Annotated in this window: 17 protein-coding genes and 1 tRNA gene; 9 read left to right on the forward strand and 9 right to left on the reverse strand. The window is 67.3% G+C overall.

Features of this window, described 5'->3' with window-relative positions:
• Window positions 1-84 precede the first annotated feature (84 nt).
• Genes thrB through argS form a run of 5 tightly spaced genes read right to left on the reverse strand, consistent with a single transcriptional unit; the run spans window position 85 to window position 6688 of the window.
• Window positions 85-1071 carry a homoserine kinase gene (gene thrB, locus C560_RS0120560; protein ID WP_026539628.1) on the reverse strand — a complete coding sequence of 329 codons (987 nt, stop codon included), beginning with the start codon at window positions 1069-1071 and terminating at the stop codon, window positions 85-87.
• Between the two features lie 2 nt (window positions 1072-1073).
• On the reverse strand, window positions 1074-2180 hold the full coding sequence (thrC, locus tag C560_RS0120565) for a threonine synthase (RefSeq protein WP_026539629.1): 1107 nt from the start codon (window positions 2178-2180) through the stop codon (window positions 1074-1076).
• The gene (locus C560_RS0120570) at window positions 2181-3497 is read right to left on the reverse strand and encodes a homoserine dehydrogenase (protein ID WP_026539630.1); all 1317 of its coding nucleotides are present in this window, start codon (window positions 3495-3497) and stop codon (window positions 2181-2183) included. It lies immediately after the preceding gene.
• A complete protein-coding gene (lysA, locus tag C560_RS0120575) occupies window positions 3498-5018 on the reverse strand; it encodes a diaminopimelate decarboxylase (protein ID WP_026539631.1) in 1521 nt (506 codons plus the stop codon).
• Window positions 5019-5023: 5 nt separating this feature from the next.
• Window positions 5024-6688 (reverse strand): arginine--tRNA ligase, encoded by a 1665-nt coding sequence (gene argS / locus C560_RS0120580; protein ID WP_026539632.1) that lies wholly within the window; start codon window positions 6686-6688, stop codon window positions 5024-5026.
• Window positions 6689-6895: 207 nt separating this feature from the next.
• Here argS and C560_RS0120585 point away from each other — a divergent pair, with 207 nt between their 5' ends.
• From C560_RS0120585 to C560_RS0120600, 4 genes are all read left to right on the forward strand, one after another.
• Window positions 6896-7333 (forward strand): FMN-binding protein, encoded by a 438-nt coding sequence (locus C560_RS0120585; protein ID WP_026539633.1) that lies wholly within the window; start codon window positions 6896-6898, stop codon window positions 7331-7333.
• Between the two features lie 44 nt (window positions 7334-7377).
• On the forward strand, window positions 7378-8250 hold the full coding sequence (locus tag C560_RS0120590; RefSeq protein ID WP_026539634.1) for an FAD:protein FMN transferase: 873 nt from the start codon (window positions 7378-7380) through the stop codon (window positions 8248-8250).
• Complete coding sequence (locus C560_RS0120595) at window positions 8247-9848, forward strand: FAD-dependent oxidoreductase (protein ID WP_026539635.1); 1602 nt, start codon at window positions 8247-8249, stop codon at window positions 9846-9848. The genes C560_RS0120590 and C560_RS0120595 overlap by 4 nt, the downstream gene beginning before the upstream one ends.
• A 198-nt stretch (window positions 9849-10046) precedes the next feature.
• Window positions 10047-10119: transfer RNA gene (locus C560_RS0120600), tRNA-Arg, on the forward strand.
• Between the two features lie 340 nt (window positions 10120-10459).
• On the opposite strand, the gene C560_RS0120605 is transcribed toward C560_RS0120600, so the two are convergent.
• On the reverse strand, window positions 10460-11164 hold the full coding sequence (locus C560_RS0120605) for a hypothetical protein (RefSeq protein ID WP_026539636.1): 705 nt from the start codon (window positions 11162-11164) through the stop codon (window positions 10460-10462).
• 294 nt (window positions 11165-11458) lie between these two features.
• Between C560_RS0120605 and C560_RS0120610 the strand changes: the two genes are divergently transcribed.
• Window positions 11459-12532, forward strand: coding sequence for a M4 family metallopeptidase (locus tag C560_RS0120610; protein WP_197026204.1), 1074 nt, complete (start codon window positions 11459-11461; stop codon window positions 12530-12532).
• 43 nt (window positions 12533-12575) lie between these two features.
• Window positions 12576-12872 carry a protealysin inhibitor emfourin gene (locus C560_RS0120615; RefSeq protein WP_018775685.1) on the forward strand — a complete coding sequence of 99 codons (297 nt, stop codon included), beginning with the start codon at window positions 12576-12578 and terminating at the stop codon, window positions 12870-12872.
• A gap of 10 nt (window positions 12873-12882) precedes the next feature.
• Here C560_RS0120615 and C560_RS0120620 read toward each other — a convergent pair whose 3' ends face one another.
• Complete coding sequence (locus C560_RS0120620) at window positions 12883-13848, reverse strand: GlxA family transcriptional regulator (RefSeq protein WP_026539638.1); 966 nt, start codon at window positions 13846-13848, stop codon at window positions 12883-12885.
• A gap of 81 nt (window positions 13849-13929) precedes the next feature.
• Between C560_RS0120620 and C560_RS23675 the strand changes: the two genes are divergently transcribed.
• On the forward strand, window positions 13930-14097 hold the full coding sequence (locus tag C560_RS23675; RefSeq protein ID WP_018775683.1) for a hypothetical protein: 168 nt from the start codon (window positions 13930-13932) through the stop codon (window positions 14095-14097).
• A gap of 158 nt (window positions 14098-14255) precedes the next feature.
• Window positions 14256-18347 (forward strand): ATP-dependent RNA helicase HrpA, encoded by a 4092-nt coding sequence (gene hrpA, locus C560_RS0120630; RefSeq protein ID WP_026539639.1) that lies wholly within the window; start codon window positions 14256-14258, stop codon window positions 18345-18347.
• A gap of 57 nt (window positions 18348-18404) precedes the next feature.
• Here the strand turns inward: hrpA and C560_RS0120635 are convergent, their stop codons facing one another.
• Together C560_RS0120635 and C560_RS0120640 are read right to left on the reverse strand one after the other, a co-directional pair.
• Window positions 18405-18833, reverse strand: coding sequence for an HIT family protein (locus C560_RS0120635; protein WP_026539640.1), 429 nt, complete (start codon window positions 18831-18833; stop codon window positions 18405-18407).
• The gene (locus tag C560_RS0120640) at window positions 18830-20005 is read right to left on the reverse strand and encodes an NAD(P)-dependent alcohol dehydrogenase (protein WP_026539641.1); all 1176 of its coding nucleotides are present in this window, start codon (window positions 20003-20005) and stop codon (window positions 18830-18832) included. Before C560_RS0120640 ends, C560_RS0120635 begins: the two co-directional genes overlap by 4 nt.
• Window positions 20006-20153: 148 nt before the next feature.
• On the opposite strand from C560_RS0120640, the gene C560_RS23155 reads away from it, so the two are divergent.
• Complete coding sequence (locus C560_RS23155; protein ID WP_197026205.1) at window positions 20154-21014, forward strand: phosphotransferase family protein; 861 nt, start codon at window positions 20154-20156, stop codon at window positions 21012-21014.
• Window positions 21015-21274 lie beyond the last annotated feature (260 nt).

A 21274-nucleotide genomic window follows, 5' to 3' on the forward strand; every position in this document is an offset into this window, starting at 1 on the left:
AAATATTGCGCAGTGAAAGATGAGAGAGGCTACGTGGCCAACATCGCGGTCTTACAACGGTTACTAAATTTACCGCCTGCGTATTTACCGCCGGTGCACTTCCACTTTAGCACCTTCGACGTCCACGGCCAGCTTCATCACACGCCAGCCCACTTCCGGCGTGTTGCCCGCGGTGTGGGCGCCGATGAAGTCCACAACCTCACCGGCTTCCGCTTCGCCGTTGGCCAGGACCAGCACGGTGGGCCCGGCGCCGGATACGACGGCGGCGTGCCCTGCCCGGCGCAGCGCCCCGATCAGTTCCGCGCTGGGCCGCATGGCCTGGGCGCGGTAGCTCTGGTGCAGGTAGTCCTCGGTGCCGGGCAGCAGGAATTCCGGGGCGGCGGTCAGGGCATGGATCAGCAGAGCCGCACGCCCGGAGTTCATGGCCGCGGCATGGTGGCCCACGGAGGCGGGCAAAAGGGCCCGGGCGGCCTCAGTGGAGAGCTCGTAGTCCGGTACGGCGACCACCGGGATCACCGAGGCGGCCACGGACGCGCACGTGCTGCTGTACTGGTCACTGTCCTGCCATGACAGCGCCAGTCCGCCGAAAATGGCGGGTGCAACGTTGTCCGGGTGGCCTTCCATTTCGCTGGTGAGCTGCAGGATCCAGTCGCGGCCACGCCGGGCGGCCTCCGGGACCAGGGCATTCGCGGCGCTGACGGCCGCCACCACGGCCGAGGCCGAGGATCCCAGGCCCCGCCCGTGCGGGTTGACGTTGTCCGCCGTGATCCGCAGGCCTTCGTGCCGGAACCCGAGGCGGTGCAGGGCCTCGGTGAGGGCCTTGACCACGAGGTGCGTCGCATCCCGGGGCAGGGACTCGGCACCCTCGCCACTGAGCTCGAATTCAAGTTCACCGCTGGCCAGGGTTTCCACGGTCAGCGTGTCATGCAGCGAGAGGGCCAGGCCGAGGCTGTCATACCCGGGGCCCAGGTTGGCGCTCGTTGCCGGGACCCGCACGGTGACCAGCTGGCCCGCCGGAACGGCCGGGGAGCCGGCAGCTGATTCGGCGGGGACGGTGAGGGTTGTTTCCAACGTTATTTTTCTTCCAGTCCCAGTGCTGCGGCGACGGTGACGACGTCGTTGGAGACCTTGACCGGCTGCACGTCGCTGCCGTCCTCGGTGCGCAGGGCCCACTGCGGGTCCTTGAGGCCGTGACCGGTCACCGTGATCACGATCGTCTTGCCGGCCGGCACTTCCCCGGCCGCGTGCTTCTTGATCAGCCCGGCGACGCCAGCAGCGGAGCCGGGCTCCACGAAGACGCCTTCCCGGGCGGAGAGCCACCGGTGCGCGGACAGGATTTCCTCGTCCGTGACGGCCTCGATCACGCCGCCGGATTCATCCCGGGCCGCCACGGCGGTGTCCCAGGAGGCCGGGTTGCCGATCCGGATGGCGGTTGCAATGGTGTCGGGCTCGGTGATGGGGTGGCCTGCCACGAAGGGTGCCGCCCCGGCGGCCTGGAAGCCCCACATGACGGGTGTCTTGGTGGACACGGCGGGCAGCGGACCGGCGGTGGGCGACTCATACGCCGCGGCGTATTCCTTGTAGCCCTTCCAGTACGCGCTGATGTTGCCGGCGTTGCCGACCGGGAGCACGTGGAAGTCGGGGGCGTCGCCCAGCGAATCCACCACTTCGAAGGCACCGGTCTTCTGGCCTTCGATCCGGGCCGGGTTGACGGAGTTGACCAGGAACACCGGGTAGGACTCGCCGAGCTTGCGGGCGATGTCGAGGCAGTCGTCGAAGTTGCCGTCCACCTGCAGCAGCGTGGCTCCGTGCGCCACTGCCTGGCTGAGCTTGCCCATGGAGATCTTGCCCTCCGGGACCAGCACCGCGCACTGCAGCCCGGCCGCCGTGGCGTAGGCCGCGGCGGAGGCAGAGGTGTTGCCGGTGGAGGCGCAGACCACGGCCTTGGCGCCGGCGGCCACCGCTGCCGTCATGGCCATGGTCATGCCGCGGTCCTTGAAGGAACCGGTGGGGTTCATGCCTTCGACCTTGAGGTAGACGGTGCTGCCGGTCAGCTCGGAGAGGTGGCGGGCGTGCACGAGCGGGGTGCCGCCCTCGCCCAGGCTGATGACCTTGGTCGCTTCCGTGACAGGAAGACGGTCAGCGTATTCGCGGATGACACCGCGCCATTGGTGAGCCACTTAGACTCCTTCTACCCGGAGTACGGATGTGACGGAATTGATGACGTCCAGGCGCCTGACGGCCTCGACGGTTGCTGCAAGTGCGGCTTCGCGTGCACGGTGTGTCACGATCCGCAGCTCGGCCGACTCCACGTTGGAGTCGGCGTCGCGGTGGATGGTTTGCCGCATGATTTCGATGGACACGCCGTGCTCCGCGAAGAGCTGCGCGATCCGGGCCAGGACACCGGGCTGGTCCGCGACGTCGAGTCCGATGTAGTAGCTGGTGACGGCCGCGTCGATGGGCAGGGACGGCACGTGTCCGGTGGTGGTTTCGGTCCGGCCGGGCCCGCCCAGGACAATGCGGCGGGCCGCGGAGACGAGGTCGCCCAGCACGGCGGACGCCGTCGGGGTGCCGCCGGCGCCCTGGCCGTAGAACATGAGCTCGCCGGCGTTCTCGGCTTCGATGAAGACGGCGTTGAACGCACCGCGGACGGCGGCGAGGGGGTGCTCGCGGGGCAGCAGCGTGGGGTGGACGCGGACCGAGACGCCGGTCTTGCCGTCCTCATCCACCAGTTTCTCCGCAATGGCCAGCAGCTTGATGACAAAGCCGGCCTCCTTGGCGGCGGCGATGTCCGCCGCGGTGACCGACGTGATGCCCTCGCACGAGACGTCTTCGAGGGCAAACCGCGTGTGGAAGGACAGTGATGCGAGGATCGCGGCCTTGGCGGCGGCGTCGTAGCCTTCGATGTCGGCCGTGGGGTCGGCTTCCGCGTAGCCCAGGCGCTGCGCCTCGGCCAGCGCATCGGCGAACTGGGCGCCGGTGGAGTCCATCTGGTCGAGGATGAAGTTGGTGGTGCCGTTGACAATCCCGAGCACCCGGGTGATCCGGTCCCCGGACAGGCTGTCACGGATGGGCCGCAGGATGGGGATGGCGCCGGCCACGGCTGCCTCGTAGGACAGCTGCACCCCGGCCTTGTCCGCTTCCTCGTAGAGTGTGGGGCCGTCCTGGGCCAGGAGCGCCTTGTTGCCGCTGACAACACAGGCACCGTGCCGCATGGCGGTCAGGATCAGGGTCCGGGCCGGCTCGATGCCGCCCATGAGTTCAATGACGACGTCGGCGTCCTTGACGAGGACTTCGGCGTCAGTGGTGAACAGCTCCTTCGGCAGCTCGACGTCGCGCTCGGCATCGAGGTTGCGCACCGCGATGCCCTGCAGTTCCAAGCGGGCGCCCGTGCGCGCGGCGAGGGCGTCGGCGTCGTCAATGAGAATCCGCGCTACCTGGGCCCCAACGTTGCCACAGCCCAGCAGGGCCACTTTCAGGGTTCGCAATTCAGACATTCAGACTCCCATGTCGCGGTTGAGCAAATCTTCTTCGGTTTCCCCGCGGACAATGAGCCGGGCAGATCCGTCGCTGACAGCGATAACGCCCGGCCGGGCCAGATAGTTGTAGTTGCTTGACAGGGCCCAGCAGTAGGCGCCGGTCCCCGGTACAGCAAGCAGATCACCGGCTGCCACGTCCTCGGGCAGATATACATCTCTAACAACTATGTCGCCGCTCTCGCAATGTTTGCCCACCACTCGGGACAGCTGCGGCGCCGCGTCGGAGCTCCGCGAGGCGAGAATCGCCGAATAATCCGCGTCGTACAGCACCGGCCGGGGGTTGTCGCTCATCCCGCCGTCCACCGACACATAGCGGCGGGGGTGCGTAACGTCCCCGGCTCCGTCGTTGCCGGCCGCGGCACCGGCGGTGGCCCCGGCGCCCGGCGCATCCACCCGGACGGTCTTGAGCGTGCCGACCTCATACAGCGTGAAGGTGGTGCTTCCGACGATCGCGCGGCCCGGTTCGATCGAAATCCGGGGGGCGGTTATGCCGAGGGCAGCGCATTTGGAACGGACGACGGCGGCCATCGCCTGCGCGATCTCGGCGGCCGGGCGCGGGGTGTCCACGGGGGTGTAGGCGATGCCGTAGCCGCCGCCGAGGTCAAGTTCGGGCAGCACGATGGAGTACTTCGACTGCATCGCCGCCAGGAAGTCCAGCAGCCTCTCAGCGGCGAGGGCGAAGCCGTCGGGTTCGAAGATCTGCGATCCGATGTGGCAGTGCAGGCCCAGCAGTTCGATCCTGGCGTGCCCGGTGGCCGCGGCCACGGCTTCCTCTGCGGCGGACAGTCCGGCCTGGTCCGTGGAGTCCCCGGCCATGGACAGGCCGAATTTCTGGTCCTCGTGGGCGGTGGCGATGAACTCGTGGGTGTGGGCGTGCACTCCGGGGGTCAGCCGCAGCATCACCCGGGCGGTGTCGCCCCGGTTGGCGGCGATCGCCGCGACGCGTTCGAGCTCGTCGAGGCTGTCCACCACGATCCGGCCCAGCTGCATGTCCAGGGCCCGGTGGATTTCGCCGTCGGACTTGTTGTTCCCGTGCAGGGCGACGTCGGCGCCGGGGATGCCGGCGCGGAAGGCCACGGCGAGTTCGCCGCCGGACGCCGTGTCCAGGCGCAGCCCCTCTTCCTCGACCCACCGGACCACGGAGGTGCACAGGAAGGATTTGCCGGCGTAGTAGACGTCCACTCCCCCGCAAATATCCGCGAAGGCATCGTTGAAGGCGTCGCTGAACGCCCGGGCCCGGGCCCGGAAGTCGGTCTCGCTCAGCACGAACAGCGGCGTGCCATACTGGCGCTGCAGCTCGCTGACCGTCAGCCCTTCGATGGTGAGCTCGCCGTCGTCGTTGCGCGCCACGCCGCCGGCCCACAGCGGCTCGTGGAGGGCATTGAGGTCGGCGGGAACCTCAAGCCAGTCCGGTGCGAGCGGTGAGCCTGCGTTACCGGTGTTGCGTGCCTCGGCCGGCTGTCCTGAATTTACGGTCATGGCGGTTACATCCGTTCCGGCGCCGAGACGCCCAGCAGTTCCAGTCCGTTGGCCAGCACCTGGCTGGTGGCGTCATTGAGCCACAGCCTGGTGCGGTTGGTGTCGGTGATGGGTTCCTCGCCCTGGGGCGCCACGCGGCAGGCGTCGTACCAGCGGTGGTAGGCGCCGGCGATGACTTCGAGGTGGCGGGCCACGCGGTGCGGTTCGCGCAGCTCGGCGGCTTTGGCCACGATCGAGGGATAACTGCCCAGGTGCGAGAGCAGCTCGTTTTCGGTGGCGTGGTCCAGCAGGGCGGCGTTGAAGCTGTCCTTGCCGTCCACTCGGCGCTCGACGCCGGCCGCGACGGCGTTGCGGGCGGCGCCGCGGGAGCGGGCGTGGGCGTACTGGACGTAGAACACCGGGTTTTCGTTGCTGTGCTTTTTCAGCAGCTCCGGGTCCAGCGTCAGCGGCGAATCGGCGGGGAACCGGGCCAGCGAGTACCGGACGGCGTCCTTGCCGAGCCAGGAGATGAGGTCCTTGAGCTCGATGATGTTGCCCGCGCGCTTGGACAGCTTGGCGCCGTTGACGGAGACTAGCTGGCCGATCAGGACCTCGATGTTGACCTCGGGGTCGTCCCCGGCGGCTGCCGCGATGGCCTTGAGCCGGTTGATGTAGCCGTGGTGGTCGGCGCCGAGGAGGTAGATCTTCTCGGTGTAGCCGCGGTCCTTCTTGGACAGATAGTAGGCGGCGTCGGCAGCGAAGTAGGTGGGCTCGCCGTTGGCGCGGACCATCACTCGGTCCTTGTCATCGCCGAAGTCGGTGGTGCGCAGCCAGACTGCGCCGCCGTCGTCGAACACGTGGCCCTGTTCGCGCAGGCGGGCGACGGCGTCTTCGATCGCGCCGGCGTCGTGGAGCTCCTGCTCGGAGAAGTACACATCGAAGTCGACGCCAAACTCGGCCAGCGTCTGCTTGATGTCATGCATCTGCGCCTTGTAGGCGGCGCCCCGGATCACCGGCAGGGCCGCCACTTCGGTGAGTTCGCGGATGTCCGGATGCTCGGTGAGCACCTCGTGGCCGAGGTCCGCGATGTACTGGCCCGGGTAGCCGCCCTGGGGCACGTCCTGGCCGTGGAGCCTGGCGAACACGGAGTTCGCGAACACGTTCATCTGGGACCCGGCGTCGTTGATGTAGTACTCGGCAGTGACGTCGGCACCGGAGGCCCGGAGGACGCGGGCGATCGCGTCGCCGAGGGCCGCCCAGCGGGTGTGGCCGATGTGCAGCGGGCCGGTCGGGTTGGCCGAGACGAACTCCATGTTGACCACGTGCCCGGCGAGCGCGGTGTTGGTGCCGTAGTCCGCACCGGCCTCGACGATCGCCTTGGCGAGCGCACCGGCGGCAGCGGCGTCGACGGTGATGTTCAGGAAGCCTGGGCCGGCGATGTCCACCGCGGAGACGCCGTCGATCGTCTTGAGCCGGGCGCTCAGGACGGACGCGAACTCCCGCGGGTTGGTGCCCGCCGTTTTGGCCAGCTGGAGGGCGACGTTGGTGGCCCAGTCCCCGTGGTCCCTGTTCTTGGGGCGCTCCACGCGCACCTCATCCGGGATGTCAGCCGCGGAGAGGGCTATGTCACCGGCGGCGACGGCGTCCTTCAGGCAGGCGGATATGGCGAGGGAGAGTTCTTCTGGGGTCACACTTCTAGCCTACCGGTGGGCCCGGAGTGTGGCGGAATCTGGCGCCCGGCATGACGGCGGGGGCCGGTTCCGGGAAAACCCAAGGTCGCCAATGCCCCGCGCCCAGGGTGAACCGTTACCCTGAATTCAACGTCTGCAACCCTGTCATGGCTCCACATTGTCCGCCGTTGGTTCGCTGTCCGATCCCCGCACAGAATCGAGTCCCGCATGAATACCGCCTTCCGCAAAAGCGTCCTCGTCGGCATTGCCGGCCTCTCCGTGGCCGGAACCGCGGCCGGCTGCGCCCCTTCTGCGCAGGCCCCGGCCGCCCAGGGCGCGCCCCCGGCATCCGAGTCCGCTGCCGGTTCCGGCTCCTACAAGGACGGCACGTACAGCGCTGACGGGAACTACACCTCCCCCAACGGCACCGAGACCGTGGGCGTGGAGCTGACCCTGGCCGGCGGTGCCGTGTCCGACGTGAAGATCACGCAGCACCCCTCGAATCCGAACACCCGAAAGTTCCAGGGCGAGTTCGCCGGCGGCATCCAGTCCCAGGTTGTTGGCAAGAAGCTCGACGAAATCAAGGTTTCCAAAGTGGCCGGATCCTCGCTGACCAGTGGCGGCTTCAACCAGGCCGTGGCGAAGATCAAGTCACAGGCCCAATAGCGCAACACGGGAACAGAGAACAGGGAACAGAGACCAGAGGAATCGTGGCGCATCCGGGCTGGGCGCACTTCAGCTTTGACGGGATCGGGACCCGCTGGGAGATTTCCACGCCGTCCTGCCTCTCCGAGGGGCACCGCCGTGGCCTGCTCGCCGCGGTGGAGGAGTACGACGCCGCGTGGTCCCGGTTCCGTCCCGATTCGCTCATTGCCGACGCAGCCCGGACGCCCGGCCGCATTGAGCTGCCCGCCGAAGCGGCCGCCCTGGGCGAGCTGTACGGCACCCTGTACCGGCTCACCGAGGGTGCGATGACCCCGCTCATCGGCGGGAGCCTGGAGCGCCTGGGCTACGACGCCGCCTACACCCTGAGCCCGGGCGGTGCGCCGCTTCCCGCGCCGCGGTGGGAGGATGTGCTGGACTGGCAGGGCACCGCGCTGACAACCACGGCTCCGGTGGTGATCGACGTCGGCGCGGCCGGAAAGGGGCAGCTGGCCGACCTGCTCTCCGCCCGGCTCCGGGACGGCGGCTGCGCCGAGCATTTCATCGATGCCAGCGGGGACCTGCTGAATCCGGGGCCGGATCCTGTGGCGGTTGCCCTTGAGCACCCCTACGATCCCACCCGGGCCATCGGCACCGTCCAGCTGGGGGCCGGCGCCCTGTGCGGTTCCGCCGCGAACCGGCGGGCCTGGGGCGACGGGTTTCATCATGTCCTGGACGGCACCACGGGGGCGCCGGTGCGTACCGTCGTCGCCAGCTGGGCCATGGCCGGCACCGCGATGGTGGCCGATGCGCTGGCCACTGCGTTGTTCTTTGTCGACGGTCCGCGGCTGGAGCAGGAGTTCGAGTTCGCCTGGCTCACGGTTTATGCGGACGGGCACGCGGAATATTCAGCCGACTTTGAAGGGGCCCTGTTCTCATGACTGCCATCACCACCGCCGCACTCGGCTCGAGGCTGGACACCGCCTTGGGCCGGCTCACGATGTACCGGCTGGTGCTGTGGGTGCTGGCCGTCCTGGCCGGCTACAGCCTGCTGCTCAATGTGCTGGGCTGGCTGACGTTCGGGCTGCCGGAAATGCTGGCCCACCTGGCCTTGTGCCTGGGCCTGACGTACGCCTCCAGCCAGGGGCTGGGCGCGCTGTTCCGTGTGCGGCCGCACACGGAATCCTCGCTCATCACCGGCCTGCTGCTGTACTTCCTTTTTTGGCCGAGCGAGCTTTTCTGGCCGAGCGAGCTGACCCAGGGCCCCCAGCTGGCGGAACTCGCCGGCGTCGCCCTTGCCTGCGTCCTGGCCTCGGCCTCGAAGTACGCGCTGGCCTGGCGCGGCCGGCACATCTTCAATCCGGCCGCGGCCGGCGCGTTCCTCGCCGGGCTGACCGGGCTCAACATTGCCACTTGGTGGGCCGCGACGCCGGCCATGCTCTGGCTTGTGCTGCCGGGGGTACTGCTGGTGCTCTACCGGACCCGGAAGTTCGCCATGGCCGGCGTCTTCACCGTGGTTGCCGTGTCCATTGTGGCCGCGGATCTGATCAGGGCCGGGATGGAGCTTCCCGAAGCCCTGTGGCAGACGCTCGCGCAGCGTCCGGTGCTGTTCTTCGTCGGGTTCATGCTCACCGAGCCGCTCACCCTGCCCCCGCGGCGCTGGCAGCAACTGGCGCTGGCCGCCGTCGTCGGGGTGCTGTTTGCCGTCCCCTACAACCTGGGGTTCGTGGCCAACTCCCCCGAGCTGGCGCTGCTCGCGGGCAACGTGTTTGCCTTCGCCGTAGGACAGCGGGGCGGGGTCCGGCTGAGGTTCGTCGCGAGCCGTCCGCTGACGCCCACGACGACGGAATTCAGCTTCCGCCCGGAACGTCCGGTTCGCTTCGCTCCCGGACAGGCCCTGGAGCTGCACCTGCCCCCGGCCACGGCCGGCGGCACTCGCGCCGCCAAGGGCGATGGGAAGGCCCCCGGCAAGGGCGATGGCAAGGGAATCCGGCGCGTGTTCAGCCTGACCAGCGCACCCGGAGCACCCCTGCTGAGGATCGGGGTGGGGACGGCCGAACCGGTGTCCTCAGCCAAGCGCTCGCTGCTGGCCCTCGAACCGGGCGACGGACTGACCGCCACCATGGTGAGCGGCGATTTCGTCCTGCCCCGGGATCCGGACACCCCCGTGCTGCTCATCGCGGCCGGAATCGGGATCACCCCCTACATGGCCCATCTGGCCGGGGCGCCGGCCGGGGACCGCGACATTGTCCTGCTGTACCTGGCCAAGAGTGCCGCCGAACTGGGCTATGCCGAGGAGCTGCAGCGCTCCGGGGCGCGCATCCTGGCCCGGCTGGCCGACGGCTCCGCGCCGCCGGCCACCATGGAGGACGCAGGCGCCAGAAGGATTGACGCGGCGGCCCTCAAGGATCTGGTGCCGGACATCGGCGGCCGGGAAGTCTTCGTTTCCGGCTCGCCCGCCAGCGTGCGTTCGCTGCGGGCCGCGGCCCGTGGTGCGGGCGCCCGCCGGGTGCACGTGGATTCCTTCACCGGCTACTGACGTGACGGTGCGGCTGCTGAGCCGGCCACGGAGCGGTTACGGGGCGGCCGGTTAGTTCCAGGATTCGTCACGCATCTCATGCCGGGTTAAGACGCGCCGACGCTGCTTGACTCCACAAATGAGTGCCGATTTTCCGTTGGAGGCCACCTTCCTGCTAAGCTCTAGGACGTCCCGCCGGTAACGGCAGGAACCCTGACTGCCCTCGTAGCTCAGGGGATAGAGCGTCTGCCTCCGGAGCAGAAGGTCGTAGGTTCGAATCCTATCGAGGGCACAAAAGAAAACCCCGCCGTTTTAGCGAAACGGCGGGGTTTTCTGCACGTTCGACGATCAACGTTGCCCGAATCATGCCCAAGAATCTCCCACTCCCCCTAGCCTTAGTCACTTTTTCGTCACCTGCTGCGGTCTGTGTGGCTATGCGCAGGGGCAACGACGCCGATGTCGGCCAAGTGCCACAACCCGCTGGGCCGCTCTGTGACTCCACCCGTGGCCCGTCACCTTCAAGTTTCCATGGCGGTACGGGAGGCTGCCGGGCGCTGCTCAGGAGGTTCACGGATTCCCATTCGCCAGAGCTCTGGAGTTAGACACAACGCCGGGAGGCTGCGTTCGCCGAATCAATCTCCCGCAGGTGACGTCGGCGACCAGTACAGCGTGTGCGAGGTCGGATAGGGCCGTCGTTTCGTCCGTGGAGCGAAGTCTGCATCCATGGCGTCTATTATCTTGGGCCGTCCGCCCTCAGCAACCATCCTCGCAAGATCGGGCCCGCTTAACGCCTCGACCAGCCTCTGCCGGACTGGCTCGGTCACTGCGAGGAGGAGATCATCCACTGTGTCGATGAGTTGTCGGAAACGATCAACCAGCCGTGGAGGGAGCGTCTGCGAAGCGGTCGTCGCGCTGACATCCCGCACTCTAAGGGTTGCGGTATCGATGACACCCACTGCGAAGGTTGTGGCGAGGTCGGATTGGGAGTGCGCGATTGTGGCGTTCCGGAATTCCCCTACCAGCCGGTGTATGTCTGCGAGATCATCGGGGATCACGATGTGGTCCGTCAGCCGCTTTCGTACCTTAGAGGGGAAATACGTGCGGCAGTATGCGATGACCGCGAAGGCGATCAGATGGTCCCCAGCGTCCTCAAGCTGCGAGCCCCCGCCACGGGACTTGATCGCAAGGTCGAGGGCATGACGAGCTTCAGTGAGATCCGCACCGTAGCTGGACAACTCAACGAACAGTCGAGCATCGGCGGAGTCCGGTAGCATCACGAACTTGAAAATCGTTTCCCCAGCGCTGTTCACCCGGCTATCATCGCCGAGATCGACCATTCCGGCGATCGTTTCAACATGTGTCGCATCCGTCTCACCGTGCGAAGACAAATCGAGGGCCCTGAATATAGCCAGTGAGGACAAACCCCGCCATTTCGCCTAAGCGGCTGGGAATAATTCCAGTCTTCTTGCGGGCTCTGTGCGTTGAGGCCGTGCGCCGCGTGCCCTGGATCCCGCCGAAAGACCGCGGAAATCCAGCGGCTTTTCCCCTGCCGATTGTCGGTGCCCCCTCGTAGGCTGTTTTCATCGGTGGCGGGCTACCCTGCCGGCTCCGAAGCATGAAGGGGGTCTCAAGTGTTCTTCTCAACTGTGTACTGTTCCATCGTTCCGCCCTACTTGCTCCGCCGGTTGGCCGCGCAGCGCGAGCCGGAGCTCTCCAGGGCCGCCCGCGCGGCAAAGGAAGCCCTGCAGCACGTTCCGAGCTTCCACGCCTCCCGCGCGGTGGCCGGGCCCGGCAGTCATCCGGGCCTGCGGGAAATCAAGCCGTCCCCGCCGGAACGGACGGTCTATGACGCCAAGTCCGCCGAGAAGCTGCCCGGCAGCGTGGTCCGCAAAGAAGGCGAACCGCCCACCGGCGATCCCGCCGCCGATGAGGCCTATGACGGACTGGGGCACACCCACCGCCTCTACGCCGAGGCCTTCGGACGCAATTCGATCGACGGCAAAGGCCTGCACCTCGATGCCACGGTCCACTACGGCCGCCTTTACGACAACGCGTTCTGGGACGGCCAGCAAATGGTCTTCGGCGACGGTGACGGCCAGGTCTTCGGGCGGTTCACGAAATCCTTGAGCGTCATCGGCCACGAACTCACCCACGGCGTGACCCAGTACTCCGCCGGGCTGGTTTACCGCAACCAGGCCGGAGCCCTGAACGAATCGATGTCCGACGTCTTCGGGGCCCTCGTTGAGCAGTATGTGCGGAAGCAGTCGACGGCGGAGGCCAGCTGGCTGATCGGCGAAGGCCTCTTCACCGACCAGGTGCAGGGCGCCGCCTTGCGTTCCATGAAGGCTCCCGGAACGGCATACGACGACGACGTGCTCGGCAAGGACCCGCAGCCGGACTCGATGGACGGCTACGTGCGCACAAGCGCGGACAACGGCGGCGTGCACATCAACTCCGGTATCCCCAACCGCGCGTTCTGCCTGGTGGCCACGGCCCTCGGCGGCAATGCCTGGGACGCACCGGCACAGATCTGGTACGAGACGCTGACGGGCGGCACGCTGTCCCCAACTGCCACGTTCGGTGCCTTCGCCAAGGCCACTGCCGCCTCTGCCAAGGAGCTTTTCGGCGAGGATTCCAAGGAACATGACGCCGTGCGCTCCGCGTGGGAAACTGTGAAGGTCAAGTTCCCGGGAACCCGGCGATAAGCCCAGCCCCTGCAGATCCGAGTCCTATGAAGGTCCGAGTCCGATGAAGATTACTGTCCAGCGCAGTGGCGGCGTGGCCGGAATGAAAAGGACGTGGACCGTCCGGCCCGAGCCGCCCGAGGACACGGACCGGTGGCAGCCGCTGATCGAGGCCTGCCCCTGGGACGACGTTGCCGGGATCAGCGGGACATCCGGCCAGCCGGACCGGTTCATGTACAGCATCCGGGCCGATCAACGCCGGGCGGTCCTGCCCGAGCGTGAGCTGACGGGCCCGTGGCGCGACCTCGTCGAATGCGCCCGGGCCGCGGCCGAGGAGTCGGCGCCGCCGGGCTTTGGCTAGCCGTCGCCCGCTATGCCGTGGCCAGGTGCCCCCGGAACGTGCGCCGGTACGACTGCGGGCTGGTGTCCAGCGCCTTCGTAAAGTGGTGCCGCAACAGGACCGAATGCCCGAACCCGGATTCCCTCGCGATTTCATCGATATTGAGCTCTGTGGTCTCCAGCAGCTCCTGGGCGCGGAGCACCCGCTGGGAATTGAGCCAGGCCGCCGGGGTGGCCCCCGTTTCCGCGCGGAAGCGCCGCGCAAACGTCCGCGGCGACATATGGACCCGGGCCGCCAGTTCGTTGACCGCGTGTTCCTCGTCCAGGTGCCTGACCATCCACTGCAGCAGCTGCTCCATGGGCTCCGAGCCGCACTGCGGAATGGGCCGGTCGATGTACTGGGCCTGGCCGCCGTCCCGGTGCGGCGGGACCACCATGTCCCGGGCGATGGCGGCGGCCACCTTGGCGCCGAACTCAACACGGACCAGGTGCAGGCAGGCATCAATCCCTGCGGCCGTGCCGGCACTCGTGATGATCCGGCCGTCTTCGACGTAGAGGACATTTTCATCCACCAGCACGGCCGGGTATCGGCTGGCCAGCTCCTGGGAGTAATGCCAGTGCGTGGTGCATCGCCGGCCATCGAGCAGGCCCGCCCGGGCCAGGGCGAAGGCCCCGGAACAGATGGACATCACCCAGGCGCCCCGGGCATGGGCCGCCCGCAGCGTTTCCAGGACGGATTCGGGAACGTCCTCGTCCCGGCCGTACGGCGCCATCACCACCAGGTCTGCGTCCGCGGCCGCTTCCAGCCCGAAACCGACGTGCATGGACAGGCCGGACTTGAGCGGGACGTCGCCCGGTTCGGGTGCGCAGACGCGGAAATCGAAGGCGGGCACGCCGTTTCCGCGGTCCGAGCGGTCGATGCCAAAGACTTCGAACGCGGTCGCGAACTCGAAGATCGAGAAGTTGGGAACCACGATCATTGCCACTGATTTGATCATGATTCCAGTGTGGCAGAAATTATAGCTTTTTGGTCATTTCTGCCACTTTTTTTAGTTCCTGGACCGGAGAACCATAGAGGTATGGAACTCCTCGGAATCGCCGTTATCGTCCTGATCATCGCCGGCCTCGCCGCCACCATTTCCGCCCTGCGGAAGGACGGCCTCGGTCACACCCCGCCCGTCCGCTCGGAAGAGTACTGGATGGCCCGGGACCTGCCGAGCGTCAACTACACCCTGCGGATCTTCTGAGTCCGCGCACGTTTCGTCCACCCGCCCATCGGGCCCGGCCCATCAAGCCGGGCCCTCAACATGTGCCGGGCCTGCACAGGTTCTGCCTAAGCGGCCGGACCGGACATCCGCCGTCGCCATCCCAGTGGACAGTCCGCCCCAGTAGACTGTGTCCAGCCATGACATTCCATATTTCCTACCCCGCCGAGCTACCGGTTTCCGAGCGCCGCGAAGATCTGATGGCCGCCATTGCGGCCAACCAGGTGACCATCATCGCCGGCGAGACCGGCTCGGGTAAGACCACCCAGATCCCCAAGATGTGCCTCGAGCTCGGCTTGGGCGAGAAGGGGCTGATCGGCCACACCCAGCCCCGCCGGCTCGCGGCCCGCACCGTGGCCGAGCGCATCGCGGAGGAACTCGGCGTCGAGATCGGCCAGGAGGTGGGCTTCCAGGTCCGCTTCACCGGCGAGGTCAGCCGGTCCACCAAGGTCAAGCTCATGACCGACGGCATCCTGCTGGCGGAAATCCAGCGCGACAGGCTGCTGCGCAAGTACAACGCCATCATCATCGACGAGGCCCACGAACGCAGCCTCAACATCGACTTCATCCTCGGCTACCTCAAGCGCATCCTGCCGCAGCGCCCGGACCTGAAGATCATCATCACCTCGGCCACCATCGATCCCGAGCGCTTCGCCAAGCACTTCGGCAGCGACGAGGAGCCCTCCCCCATCATCGAGGTCTCGGGCCGGACCTTCCCGGTGGAAATCCGCTACCGCCCGCTCTCCCAGCCCGCCGGCGGCGCTGGCGAAGATGGAGACGGAGCCGGGGAAGGCTCAGCCTCGGACGACGAACTCGAAGAGGACCGCGACCCGCTCGACGCGGTGTGCGACGCCGTCGACGAACTCGCCCTGGAAGCCCCCGGCGACATCCTTATCTTTTTCTCCGGCGAGCGCGAAATCCGCGACGCGGCGGAGGCCCTCAACGCCCGCATCCAGTCCAATCGGCGCCTGGCCGGCACCGAGGTCCTTCCCCTCTTCGCCCGGCTGAGCCTGCAGGAGCAGCACAAGGTCTTCCACCCAGGCAGCAAACGCCGGATCGTGCTCGCCACCAACGTCGCCGAAACCTCGCTGACGGTCCCCGGCATCAAGTACGTGATCGACACCGGCACGGCCCGGATCTCGCGCTACTCGCACCGGACCAAGGTCCAGCGCCTGCCGATTGAGCGCGTCTCCCAGGCCTCGGCCAACCAGCGCTCGGGCCGCTGCGGCCGCGTTTCCGACGGCATCGCGATCCGGCTGTACTCCGAGGAAGACTTCGAGTCGCGGCCGCTGTTCACGGATCCGGAGATCCTGCGCACCAACCTCGCGGCCGTCATCCTGCAGATGACGGCCATGGGCGTGGCCCGCGGACCGAAGGATGTGGAGAACTTCCCGTTCGTCGAGCCGCCGGATTCGCGCGCGATCAACGACGGCGTCAGCCTCCTGCGCGAGCTCGGCGCCCTCAGCGCCGCCCGGGCCCAGGACGCAACAGACGGCGGCCCGGGCCGCCGTCCCGCGGAAGCAGCCGGTGCCGCTCCCGGCCGGAACGGCGGCGGCAGGAACGGCGGCGGGCTCACCGCCGTCGGGCAGCAACTGGCGCAGCTGCCCGTGGACCCGAGGCTCGGCCGGATGATCGTGGAGTCCGGAAAGCGGGGCTGCGTCCGCGAAGTCATGATCCTCGCGGCCGCCCTGACCATCCAGGACCCGCGCGAGCGCCCGACAGATAAGCAGCAGCTCGCCGCGGAGAAGCACGCCCGGTTCCGGGACGAGAACTCGGACTTCACCGGCTACCTGAACCTGTGGAACTACCTGCAGGAGAAACAGCAGGAACTGTCCTCCACGGCGTTCCGCCGGCTCTGCCGCACCGAGTTCATCAACTACCTGCGGGTCAGGGAGTGGCAGGACCTGTTCGCCCAGCTCCGCCAGCTGGCCCGGCCGCTGGGCATCAGCCTGGACAACAAGCGCCTGGCCGATCCCGTGGGCAACCACGACGGCATCCACATCAGCCTGCTCTCGGGGCTGCTGAGCCACATCGGCATCCTCGACGAGCGCAAGCGCGAGTACGCCGGTGCCCGCGGCAGCCGCTTCGCGATCTTCCCGGGATCGGCCCTGTTCAAGAAGTCGCCCACGTTCGTGATGGCTGCCGAACTCGTGGAGACGAGCCGGCTTTGGGCCCGCGTCGCGGCGAAGTTCGATCCGCTCTGGGCCGAACAGGTGGCTCCTGACCTGGTCAAGCGCAGCTACAGCGAGCCGCACTGGTCCAAGAAGATGGGCGCGGTGATGGCCCACGAAAAGGTCACCCTGTACGGCGTGCCCATCATCCCGAGCCGGCGGATCAACTACGGCAAGGTGGATCCGGAGCTCTGCCGCGAGCTCTTCATTCGCCATGCCCTGGTTGAAGGCGACTGGCAGACCCACCACAAGTTCTTCCACCGCAACCGCGCACTGCTCCACGAAGTCGAGGAGCTCGAGGCCCGGATGCGGCGCCGCGACATCCTGGTGGACGACGAGACACTGTTCGAGTTCTACGACGCCCGGATCGGCGCGGAGGTCGTCTCGGAGCGGCACTTCGACAAGTGGTGGAAGGACGCGCGGCAGCAGGATCCCACGCTGCTGGACTTCGACCAGTCCCTGCTGATCAGCGAGGACGCCGCGGCCCTGGACGACTCGGCCTACCCCAAGACGTTGCTGCACAAGGGATTCGAGCTGCCGCTGAGCTACGAGTTCCACCCCGTCGCGCCCGGTTCGCCGCCAAATCCGTCCGACGGCGTCACTGCCGAGGTCCCGGTGCTGTTCCTGAACCAGCTCGACGACGCCGCGTTCCGCTGGCTGATCCCCGGGCAGCGCGTGGAGCTCGTGACGGCGCTCATCAAGTCGCTGCCCAAGCAGATCCGCAAGAACTTCGTTCCGGCCCCGGACGTGGCCCGCCAGGCCGTCGCGGCCCTGGAAGCGGATTTCGATCCCGCCACGGACGAGCTCGAGCCCTCGCTGGAACTCGTGCTGCGCCGGATCCGCGGACAGGTCATTCCCCCGGGCTCCTGGAACTGGGACGCCGTGCCGTCGCACCTGCGGGTCAGCTTCCGCGTGGTGGATTCCCGCGGCAAGTTGCTCGATGAGGGCAAGGACCTGAACGCGCTGCAGGAACGGCTGGCCCCGGCCACCCGCCGGGCCATCGCGGAATCCCTCGGTGCCACTCCCGGCACCACGGCACCCCAATCCAGAGGAAACGGCGCGGCGAGGGGTAAAGCCGGCGCGGACGGGAAGGGCACGGCGAACGGCAAGGATGGCGCGCGTTCGTCGCGGGCCGGCACATCCCCGTCGGCCGCCCTGGCCGATGCCGCAGCCGCAGCCCCGGGCGGGTTCACCGAAATGTCCGGGCTCAAGGACTGGACCTTTGGAACCGTCCAACGCCAGGTCCAGGGAACCGTTGGCGGGCACACTGTCACCGGCTATCCGGCTCTGGTGGACGAGGGAACTTCCGTGGCGCTGCGGCTGTTCCAGTCGCCGTCGGAACAGCAGGAAGCCATGCGCGGCGGGGTCATCCGGCTCCTGGCCCTGAAAGTGCCGCCGCCGGACCGCTATGTCCTTGAGCACCTGAACAACACCGAGAAACTGACGTTCAGCCAGAACCCGCATGGATCCGTCGCCGCGCTGATCGCTGACTGCGCCCTGGCCGCGATCGACAAGCTCACGCCGGCTGAGCTGCCGTGGGAAGAGGCATCGTTCAAGGCGCTCTACGAGAGTGTCCGGGCGGAGCTGATCGACACGGTCTTCACGGTCACCGCCGTCGTCGAACGCATCCTGGCCAGCACCCGCCGGATCGAAAAGCAGCTCAAGGGCACCACGAGCCTGGCCCTGATCAGCGCGCTCAACGACGTCAAGAGCCAGCTCGAGCAACTGGTCTATCCGGGTTTCGTGGCACGCACGGGCTACGCCCAGCTCAGCCAGCTGCCCCGCTACCTCGCGGCGATCGAAAAGCGCCTTGAGAAGCTGCCGGGCAACGTCCAGCGGGACGCCCAGCACATGGCCGCTGTCCAGGCGCTGGAGGACGATTACGACGACGCCGTGTCCGCGCTGCTGCCCGGGCGTCGGGCCGGGGCGGAGTTAACCCACGTGCGCTGGATGATCGAGGAACTGCGGGTGAGCCTCTTCGCCGTCGAACTCGGGACGGCCTATTCGGTGTCCGAGAAGCGCATCCGGGCGGCGCTGAACAAGGTGCTGGCACCGGCGTAGACCCTGGGGTGCTGCGCCGGCGCCAGCTTCTGGTGGCCGGGAATGTCCGGGAGAGACCTAGGCGGCCGGAACGTGCTCCGCATGGCCGGCCGCGCGGAGGCCTTCGCGGAGCTTCTCCGCGTTGGCGTCCAGCCTGGCCGGATCCGGGTGGTGGTCCGCCGAACCGAAATCAAAGTCCGCCATCGAGTTCGATGGCCACACGTGGACGTGCAGGTGGTTGATTTCGTAGCCGGCCACGATCAGCCCTGCCCGGGCGGCGTCGAACACTTCCACCTGGACGGCGCCGATCTTGCGGGCAACTTCCATGACCCGGCCGAGGACCTCGGGCGAGGCGTCCGTCCAGCGGTCCACTTCCTCGGTGGGCACCACGAGGGTGTGGCCGTCGGCCAGCGGGCCCATGGTCAGGAACGCCACGACGTCGTCCTCGCGCCAGACGAAGCGGCCGGGGATCTCGCCGTTGATGATTTTGGTGAAGAGAGTGCTCATGCGTCCGCCTTTTCTGCCGGGGACCCCAGGGTGCTGACGTCCAGGACAAAACGGTACTTCACGTCGCCTGCCACCATGCGGTCGAAGGCTTCGTTGAGCTGGTCTGCGCCGACCACCTCAACGTCGGAAACCACGCCGTGCTCGGCGCAGAAGTCCAGCATCTCCTGGGTCTCGGCGATGCCGCCGATCAGCGAACCCGCATATGCGATCCTGCGCCGGATCAGCGCGCCGGGGTTGACGGGCGGCATCGCTTCGGCGGGCAGGCCCAGCTGGAACAGCACGCCGTCCAGGCGCAGGGTGCGGAAGTAGGGGTTGAGGTCGTGCGGTGCAGCGACGGTGTCGATGATGACGTCGATGCTGCGGTTCGCGGCCTCCATCGCGGCCGGGTCGGTGGAGAGGATGACGTCGTCTGCGCCCAACTCGCGCGCCGCGGCGAACTTGTTCTCCGACGTCGTGAAGACCTTGACCTCGGCGCCCATGGCCTTGGCGATCTTGACGGCCATATGGCCGAGGCCGCCCAGTCCGACGACGCCGACGACGTCGCCTTCCTCGACCTCGAAGTGGTTCAGGGGCGAATACGTGGTGATGCCGGCGCACAGCAGGGGCGCCGCGGCGGCGGGGTCCAGGGCCTCCGGCACCCGCAGGACATAGTGGCGGTCCACCACGATCGAGGTGGCATAGCCGCCCTGGGTGATGGCGCCGTCGTTGCGGGCGTCCTTGGCCCCATAGGTTCCCACCGCGGCTTTTTCGCAGTACTGCTCGAGGCCATCCAGGCAGCTCTCGCACTCGCGGCAGGAGTCCACGATGCAGCCCACGCCCACGCGCTCACCCACGGTGAAGTCGTCGACGGCGGAACCGAGCCGGGTGACCCGGCCGACAATCTCGTGGCCCGGGATCAACGGGTACGTGTCGCCGCCCCATTCGCCCCGGGTGGCGTGCACGTCCGAGTGGCACAGTCCGCAGAATTCGACGGCGATCTCGACGTCGTCCGCCTTCGGCGCCCGTCGGGACACGGTCAAGGGAACAAGTCCGCTGTCCGGTGCGGTGGCGCCGTACGCAGCGGCGAGGGTGGGGCCGGTGGTCTGCGCGGCGCTGTCCGCGGTGGCGGCGGTAGTGGCGGAATCCGGCAGCGGCTTGGCCAGCGGCGGGGGTACGGGACGTCCAGGTGTCATACGTTGACGCTACCCCCGGTCCCGGCATCTATTCCACTTTGGGGTGCGGGGCCACATTGCGGGTCATGTCGTTGTCGATGGGCGGTGCCGAAACCAGTCCAAGCGCTGAGTCAAGCTACTGGCGGCCGTGCCTGAGAGACTGGCGATCGTGAATACACTCGATGCCGATACGTCTGCCCTCTGGCCGCCCGTCGAACGTGCTTGGCCTCATCTGCAGTGGAACGAAGCCGCATTCAAGCACGGTGCATTCCACCATGTCGCCGTCCTCGGCGACTCTGCCGTCGTGCGCGTAGCGCGCGGCGCAGGCCACGCTTCGCGGACTCACAGCGAGCATCAGAACCTCAGGGCATTAGAAGGCGTGGATCTTCCTTTCCGTATCCCCCTGGCCATGTCCGAACCGCTTTCGGGGCCGTCATGGTCTGCGCAGATCAGCAGTTGCATCCCCGGCGAACATCGATCTGGCCACTCCTGGGAGCAGGTTAGAGGGCCGCTGGAACTTGTCCTGACCGGGCTCCGGGAAGCTGCGGTTCCTGGCGGTGAGCTCCGGCCCGTCAGGCAATGGTGCGGAGGGCAGCAATGGCCAGACGTTGTCGACCGGATCATCCAACCGTTAGATATGGCCGTAAAGACCTCTGCCCGGCGGGCTGTCAAGGAAGTACTGGAAATGGAAGCCGGAGTTGGGACTTCACTAGTGCACGGTGACTTTGGCCTGCACAACATCATGTGGCGAGGAGATCAGCTTTCAGGTGTCATAGACCTCGACAACGCCTGCATTGGCGACCCCGCCCTTGACCTCGCACCCCTCATCGGAGCGTTCGGCTCCGCCAGTGTCGCTGACATAGCGGACAGGGAAATGATCGCCAGGGCAAAGGTTCACCGGGCATCGCTGCCGCTGCAGGTTGCCGCCGCTGCCCAGCTGATCGACGACAGCAAACTCAAAGACTTTGCACTCTCAAACTTTCAGATGCGGCTTCACGCAGGCACCCTTCAGGATCCGCAACAGCCATGACGCAGTCGCCTTTGCCCTCGCCCAAATGTCGTAGCCCAAAGGGACACTTGAACCATGGACGGCAAGCAGGGGACATTCGGACTTGGAAGGTCGCCAATGCCTCCCGACGCCGTGGACCGGCTCCGGCGGGCCGTAAATAATGTCATAGCCCGCAGGGACACTTAATTCATGGACGGCATTCAGGGGCCCGAAGTGGTTCGGGCGGGACACGGCGACGACAAATCGACTGCACGAACGCGGCACCAACCGAGGCCAATCGT

It is taken from the genome of Arthrobacter sp. 9MFCol3.1 (assembly GCF_000620385.1).
Classification (GTDB): domain Bacteria; phylum Actinomycetota; class Actinomycetes; order Actinomycetales; family Micrococcaceae; genus Arthrobacter.

Coding starts and splice junctions, on each gene's coding strand:
- C560_RS0120585 (WP_026539633.1), top strand. CDS start 6,896: ATGAATACCGCCTTCCGCAAAAGCGTCCTCGTCGGCATTGCCGGCCTC.
- C560_RS23675 (WP_018775683.1), top strand. CDS start 13,930: ATGGAACTCCTCGGAATCGCCGTTATCGTCCTGATCATCGCCGGCCTC.
- C560_RS0120595 (WP_026539635.1), top strand. CDS start 8,247: ATGACTGCCATCACCACCGCCGCACTCGGCTCGAGGCTGGACACCGCC.
- C560_RS0120640 (WP_026539641.1), bottom strand. CDS start 20,005: ATGACACCTGGACGTCCCGTACCCCCGCCGCTGGCCAAGCCGCTGCCG.
- lysA (WP_026539631.1), bottom strand. CDS start 5,018: ATGACCGTAAATTCAGGACAGCCGGCCGAGGCACGCAACACCGGTAAC.
- C560_RS0120570 (WP_026539630.1), bottom strand. CDS start 3,497: ATGTCTGAATTGCGAACCCTGAAAGTGGCCCTGCTGGGCTGTGGCAAC.
- C560_RS0120620 (WP_026539638.1), bottom strand. CDS start 13,848: ATGATCAAATCAGTGGCAATGATCGTGGTTCCCAACTTCTCGATCTTC.
- C560_RS0120615 (WP_018775685.1), top strand. CDS start 12,576: ATGAAGATTACTGTCCAGCGCAGTGGCGGCGTGGCCGGAATGAAAAGG.
- hrpA (WP_026539639.1), top strand. CDS start 14,256: ATGACATTCCATATTTCCTACCCCGCCGAGCTACCGGTTTCCGAGCGC.
- C560_RS0120635 (WP_026539640.1), bottom strand. CDS start 18,833: ATGAGCACTCTCTTCACCAAAATCATCAACGGCGAGATCCCCGGCCGC.
- C560_RS0120605 (WP_026539636.1), bottom strand. CDS start 11,164: ATGGTCGATCTCGGCGATGATAGCCGGGTGAACAGCGCTGGGGAAACG.